Source organism: Actinotalea caeni (assembly GCF_009733795.1).
Lineage (GTDB): Bacteria > Actinomycetota > Actinomycetes > Actinomycetales > Beutenbergiaceae > Pseudactinotalea > Pseudactinotalea caeni.
This window is the reverse complement of the sequence record NZ_WNXX01000005.1, coordinates 237,256-243,295: the sequence shown is the minus strand read 5'-3', so window position 1 is coordinate 243,295 and position 6,040 is coordinate 237,256. Positions and strand designations below refer to the sequence as shown.

6 protein-coding genes are annotated in these 6,040 nt (G+C 75.2%); 3 read left to right on the top strand and 3 right to left on the bottom strand.

The features are described from left to right. Nucleotides 1-1,119, top strand: a 1,119-nt coding sequence (locus tag GPA02_RS18800; protein ID WP_240133928.1) for a DUF6297 family protein, incomplete at its 5' end; no start/stop codon positions are given. After that, nucleotides 1,116-1,682: a 16S rRNA (guanine(966)-N(2))-methyltransferase RsmD gene (gene rsmD / locus GPA02_RS06845; RefSeq protein WP_156199160.1), complete on the top strand. Its 567-nt coding sequence runs from the start codon at nt 1,116-1,118 to the stop codon at nt 1,680-1,682. The genes GPA02_RS18800 and rsmD, both read left to right, overlap by 4 nt. A 13-nt stretch (nt 1,683-1,695) precedes the next feature. On the opposite strand, the gene GPA02_RS06840 is transcribed toward rsmD, so the two are convergent. Both GPA02_RS06840 and GPA02_RS06835 read right to left on the bottom strand, forming a co-directional pair. Continuing rightward, nucleotides 1,696-2,826, bottom strand: coding sequence for a Gfo/Idh/MocA family protein (locus GPA02_RS06840; protein WP_156199159.1), 1,131 nt, complete (start codon nt 2,824-2,826; stop codon nt 1,696-1,698). Further along, entirely contained in the window at nt 2,823-3,698 is an 876-nt protein-coding gene (locus GPA02_RS06835) for a DUF6807 domain-containing protein (RefSeq protein ID WP_156199158.1), read from the bottom strand. The genes GPA02_RS06840 and GPA02_RS06835 overlap by 4 nt, the downstream gene beginning before the upstream one ends. Before the next feature lie 47 nt (nt 3,699-3,745). On the opposite strand from GPA02_RS06835, the gene GPA02_RS06830 reads away from it, so the two are divergent. Further along, nucleotides 3,746-4,411, top strand: a complete 666-nt coding sequence (locus tag GPA02_RS06830) for a ThuA domain-containing protein (protein ID WP_156199157.1) — start codon at nt 3,746-3,748, stop codon at nt 4,409-4,411. A 7-nt stretch (nt 4,412-4,418) separates the two neighbouring features. Here the strand turns inward: GPA02_RS06830 and GPA02_RS06825 are convergent, their stop codons facing one another. Next, nucleotides 4,419-5,963 carry a UxaA family hydrolase gene (locus GPA02_RS06825; RefSeq protein WP_156199156.1) on the bottom strand — a complete coding sequence of 515 codons (1,545 nt, stop codon included), beginning with the start codon at nt 5,961-5,963 and terminating at the stop codon, nt 4,419-4,421. Nucleotides 5,964-6,040: the final 77 nt, after the last annotated feature.

The window sequence follows — 6,040 nt, the reverse complement described above, 5'->3', positions numbered from 1 at the left end:
GGCGGCAGCGCCGCGGCGCCCGCGGCCGCGGCGGGCGCCGCGCTGGGCCCGGTGGCCGTCCTCGCCGTCGCGCGCACCCAGGTCGCGGGTCTGGGCCGGTCGGTCCACCCCGCTGTCGTCGTGGGGGAGTCGCTGACGGTCGCGGCGCCGCTGCTCGCCCTGCTCGTCGTGCTCCTCGACCCGGGCGCCCCGCCCGCGGTGCCGGTCGCTGCGCTCGTCGCGGGCGGCGTCGTGCTCGCGCTCGTCGCGGTGCTGCTGCTCGTCGACACCGACCGACGGCTCGACGCGATCTCGGGGGCCGAGCTCCGCGCACGCGGGGCGGTGACGGCCTACGCGGCCGGGGCGGTCACCTCGCTCGACACGCGCGAGCTGGGGCGGGCGCTGACGATCACCGCGCAGCGCGACGCGCGCAGCCGCTCGGTCGATCTCGCCTGGGTGCGCGGCCCGGTGTCGGCCCTGGTGACCGGTGACGCCGTGCTGACGCTGCGGTCGCGGCGGCACGTGATCGCCGTCGTCGTGTGGGCGCTCGTCCCGGTCGTGGTCACGCTCGCCGGCTGGCCGGGGTGGGCCGTCGCGGCGGCGCTGATCGGCTCCGGCTACGCGGCCGCGCTCGCCACCACCGAGGGTGCGCGGCGTGCGGAGATGGCGCCGGTGCTCGACCGGGTCTTCGCGATCGAGGCGTCGCAGGTGCGCCGGGTGCGGCTCGTGTGGCCGGCCGCCGTCATGACGCTCTGGACGCTGGTCGTCGTCGGCGCGTGGGCCGCGCTGAGCGGGCTCGACGTGCTCACCTGGCTGCCGCTCGCGCTCGTCGCGGGCCCGGTGCTCGCAGCCGGCGCCGTCCGCGGCGCCTACCGCAAGCCCACCGACTGGTCGAAGCCGCTGGTCGCCAACCCGATGGGCCCGCCGATCCCGCCGGGGCTGCTGGGCACGGTCTCCAAGGGCCCGGACGTCGTCGTCATCTGCCTCATCCCGCTCGTGCTGGGGCTCGTGGCGGTGGCCGAGCCCGCGGTGCTGCTGATGTGGCAGGTGGCCGCGACGGCGATCGCGGTCGCGATCGCGACCCACGTGCCCGACCCGAAGGGCCTCTTCGCCCAGGCGGCCGAGGGGAGGCGCCCGTGACGCGCATCGTCGGCGGCAGCGTGGGCGGGCGCCGGCTCGCCGTGCCCGCGACCGGCACGCGACCCACGAGCGACCGGGTGCGCGAGGCGCTGTTCTCGCGCCTCGACCACCTGGGGGTCGTCGACGGCGCCCGCGTCCTCGACCTCTACGCCGGCTCCGGGGCGCTGGGCCTCGAGGCGCTCTCGCGCGGCGCCGTGTCCGCCGTGCTCGTCGACTCCTCGCGCACCGCGGTCGCGGTGTGCCGCTCCAACGCGAGCGTGCTCGGCTTCGCCGACCGGGTGCGCGTGATCGGGCGCAAGGTCGAGCAGCTGCTGGCCGGCCCGGCGCCCACTCGGACCTCGACGCTGGTCTTCCTCGACCCGCCCTACGAGATGGGGGTCGATCGCGTGCTGCGGCTGCTCGTGCGACCGGGGTGGCTGGCTCCGGACGCCTACGTCGTCCTCGAGCAGTCCAGCCGCGCGCAGGAGCCGCAGTGGCCCGACGGCCTGGAGCCCGACGGGTCCAAGGCCTACGGCGAGACCACGCTGTGGTTCGCGACCGCCACCGGCGGCGTGGGTCGCTGACCGACGGCGCCGCTCAGCCGCGCGGGCCCGCCCAGGGTGCGCCGAGCTCGCTGAACAGCTTGTGCTCGGCGGCGGCGCGCGCGCACCAGGTCTCGATGTCGGCGATCACCGGGTAGCTCTCGTCGCCCTCGCCGAGCCACGTGACGTAGGCCGGGTCGACCGGCGCCGGGTCGGGTGCCGTGCGGACCGCCTCGAGCACCCGCATGAACGCGCCGGTGTCCTCGGCGGGCGCCAGCAGCGGCACACCCTCGGTGAGGTGCTCGACGAGGTTGCGCAGCATCCCGGTGCGCTCGAAGCGCGTCTGGGTCTCGCCGTCGGCCGTGCGGGTCCAGAGCCGGTCGTCGGTGTAGGAGAACACCAGCTCGCCACGCGTGCCCTGCACGATGATCGTCGGCGGCGTGTGGCCCGGACCCGCGAGCGTGAGCCCGAAGGTCAGCCGCGTGCCGGCGGTCGTGGTCACGCGCACGCTCGAGGTGTCGTCGGCCTCGATGTCGTGGGCGTGGTAGAGCTCGAGGTCGACGCTCGCGACGTCCTCGGCGCGCGGCGCACCGGCGATCTTCAGCGCGGTCGCGACGCAGTGGGCGAGGGGGTTGGTGACCACGCCGTCGACGACCGGGACGCCGTCGAGCACACGGGTGCCGGCCCACCGGGAGCGCTGGTAGTAGGACAGCGCGCGGCTCCACGTACCGACGCCGCCGAGGCCCGTCAGCTCGCCGATCGTGCCGGACTCCACCAGCCGCTGGATCTCGGGGTAGGCGTGGGACCCGAAGCTCTGGAAGCCGACCTGCACGACCCGACCGGTCTCCTGCGAGGTCTGCACGAGCTCGGTGAGCTCGGCGAGCGTCGCGGTCGTCGGCTTCTCGACGAGCACGTGCGCACCGGCGCGCAGCGCGGTGATCGCGAGCGGCGCGTGGGTGTGGATCGGCGTCGCGAGCGTGACCACGTCCGGGACGACGTGCGCGAGCAGCTCGTCGAGGTCGGCGTAGCAGGGCACGCCGGCTGGGAGGTGCTCGGCGCCGTCGGCGCCACGGGGGTCGGCGACGGCGACGACCTCGGCCAGCCCCTCGGCCTGCAGCCGGGCGATCTCGGCGAGGTGGTAGCGGCCGTAGCCGTGGATGCCGAGCACGGCGAAGGTGGTGGTCATGCGGCGAGGTCCTTCAGGTCGCGGTGGAGACGGTCGGCGGTCGCGTCGTCGATCTCGGAGTCGACGAGCGCGGCCCACAGGTGCAGGTCCCAGGTCTCGCCCTGCCCGAGCGGCACCGTGCGCTCCCACGCCACCGCGGGACCGGCGCCGACGTAACCGCTGACGCGCACGAACCACGGCAGCAGCGCGTCCTCGGGCTGCGCGAGCAGCAGCGTGACGGGCCCGCCGGCGCGGTGCTGGGTCAGGGTGAGCCAGCGCCCGACGGCGCCGAGCGCCGCCTGCTCGCCGGCCACGACGCCGTCCGCGGTCGCGACCCGGACCTCGGTGGGTGCGGCGGGTCCGACCCGCCAGAACAGCCCGCCGTAGCCGGCGCCGGTGCGTCCCCGGGTCGCGGGGGAGCCGATCGTCAGGTCGCTCATGGCGTGCAGGCTGCTGCGCCACGTCAGCAGGTGGGCGTCGGCGTGGGCCGCGAGCCGGACCTCGCGGTCCTCCTGGATCTGCTCGACGCCCTCGGCGGAGGTCCAGCCGAGCCGCTGCCGCAGCGTCGTGCGGCCGGCGGCGGTCTCGACCTCGGGGGTGCTGCCGGTCTGGCGGCCCTGGTTCGGCAGCAGCACGTACCCGGTGCCGTCGACGTAGGACGCGCCACCCCAGTACGTGCTGCCGTTCACGTCGACGACCGCGGCGCTGACGCCGTAGTGGTGGCGGTGGTCCTCGGGCCAGGTCTCGGTGAGGATCTCGCCCGCGGGCGTGCGCACGGGGTGCAGGTAGGGGCGGGGCGAGAGCTCGGGGGCGAGGTCCGCGCCGTCGTGGTAGCGCGCCACCTCCCGCCCGTCGAGGGTGAGCTGAAGGGCCTGTGCGGCGTCGGCAGTCATCGCCGTCCAGTCTAGGCGGTAATCGCTTACCGCCTAGGCTGGGGCCCATGCTCGACGCAGTGGTCCTCTCCGGCGAGGGGCGGTACGCCGACCCGTGGCACGACTTCCGCGGCACGTCACGGCGGGTCGCCGAGCTGCTCGCCGCTGCCGGGCTGCGCGTGCAGGTGCGCGGCACCGACGCCGACGAGCCCGAGCGGGCGCGACTGCTGGTCGTCAACGCCGGCGGTGGCGGCGACGCCCGGCCGGGCACGCCGGAGGAGCCGGCGAGCAGGTGGCGCGCCGCCGTCCTCGAGCACGCGCTCGCGGGCGGCCCGGTGCTCGCGCTGCACGCCGCGACCAACACCTTCTACGACGACCCGCGCTGGCCGGGCGTCATCGGCGGCCGCTGGGTCGTCGGCACCTCGATGCACCCGCCGCTCGGCCCAGCCCGGGTGCAGGTGACCGACGTCGCGCACCCGGTGACCGCGGGGCTGCCGCGCGAGCTCGAGGTCGTCGACGAGCGCTACGCCCACCTCGACGTCGGGCCGCGCGCCGTCCCGCTCGTCACGCACGAGCACGACGGCGCCGTCCACCCGATCGTGTGGGCGTGCACCGAGGGCCCGGACGGCGAGGCGGTGCGAGCCGTCGTCGACACCCTGGGCCACGACGTCGCCGCCTACGGCGAGGTCCGCGCCGAGCTGCTGCGCCGCGAGGTCGGCTGGCTGCTCGGCTGAGCCGGGCTCAGGTGACGGCGCCCAGCTGCCAGGGGATGAACTCCTCCTGGCCGATGTCCATCTCCTCGCTGACCGTCTGCTCGCCCGAGGCGACCGCGACGATGCGCTCGTAGATCTCGCGCCCGACCTGCTCGAGCGTGGCGGTGCCGTCGACGACACGCCCCGCGTTGATGTCCATGTCCTCGCTCATGCGCTCGTACATGGGCGTGTTGGTCGCGACCTTGATCGACGGCGTCGGCTTGCACCCGAAGACCGAGCCGCGGCCGGTCGTGAAGACGACGACGGTCGCGCCGCCCGCGACGATGCCGGTCACCGAGACCGGGTCGTAGCCCGGGGTGTCCATGAACACGAACCCGCGCTCGGTGATCGGCTCGGCGTACTCGTAGACGGCGCGCAGCTCGGCCGCGCCGCCCTTGGCGACCGCACCCAGCGACTTCTCGAGGATCGTGGTGAGCCCACCGGCCTTGTTCCCGGGGGAGGGGTTGTTGTCCATCGTGCCGCCGCCGGCCGCGGTGTACTCCTTCCACCACTCCAGCCGGTCGAGCAGCTTCTGGCCGACCGCAGGCGACACCGCGCGGCGGGTCAGCAGGTGCTCGGCGCCGTAGACCTCGGGGGTCTCGGCGAGCACCGACGTGCCACCGGCGGCGACGAGCCAGTCCGACGCCAGCCCGAGCGCTGGGTTGGCGGTGATGCCCGAGTAGCCGTCCGAGCCGCCGCAGTTCGTGCCGAGCACGAGGTTGCCGACGTCGGCCGGCTCCCGCCGGGCCTCGTTGACGACCGGCAGCATCGCCTGGATCTTCTCGACGCCGGCCCGCACGGTCGCGCGGATGCCGCCGGTGTCCTGGATCGTCATCGTCTCCACGTGCATGCCGCGCGGCAGCTCGAGACCCTCGACGAGCGACGTCACCGGCACCATCTCGCAGCCGAGCCCGAGCACGAGCAGGCCGCCGAGGTTGGGGTGCCGGGCGTAGCCGCGCAGCGTCCGCAGCAGCAGCTCGGCGCCGTCGGAGCCGGACACCAGGCCGCAGCCCGAGGTGTGCGCGAGCGCCATCACGCCGTCGACGTTGGGGTAGTCGTCCAGCACGCCGATGCCGCGGAACTGGTCGGCGATGAGCTTCGCCGTGCTCGCCGAGCAGTTGACCGAGGTGATGACGCCGATGTAGTTGCGGGTGCCGACCCGGCCGTCGGCGCGGTGGTAGCCGAGGAACGTGCGCGGCAGGCCCTCGGGGAACGACGGGACGACGCGCGCCGTGCCGAACTCGTGCTCGCGGTCGCCGGTGTCCATGCCGAGGTTGTGCGAGTGCACGTGGTCGCCGGGGGCGATCGCGGCCGTGGCCAGCCCGATCGACTGCCCGTACTTGTGCACCTGCGCGCCCGCCGGCACGGCGCGGACGGCGAGCTTGTGGCCGCGCGGGACCTCAACGGCGACCTGGAGGACCTCGCCGGTGCCGGTCGCGAGCACGCTGCCCGCGGCCAGGTCGCGGGTGGCGATCGCGACGTCGTCGTCGGGCCGCAGCAGCAGGGCGACGTCCTGCAGGGGGGTCGGTGTCATGGGTGCCTGATCACGGGTGGTGGCCATCTTCGCCCCAGGGTAGGTCGGCCGGCTGCGGGGCCCTCGGGTGTTGCCGC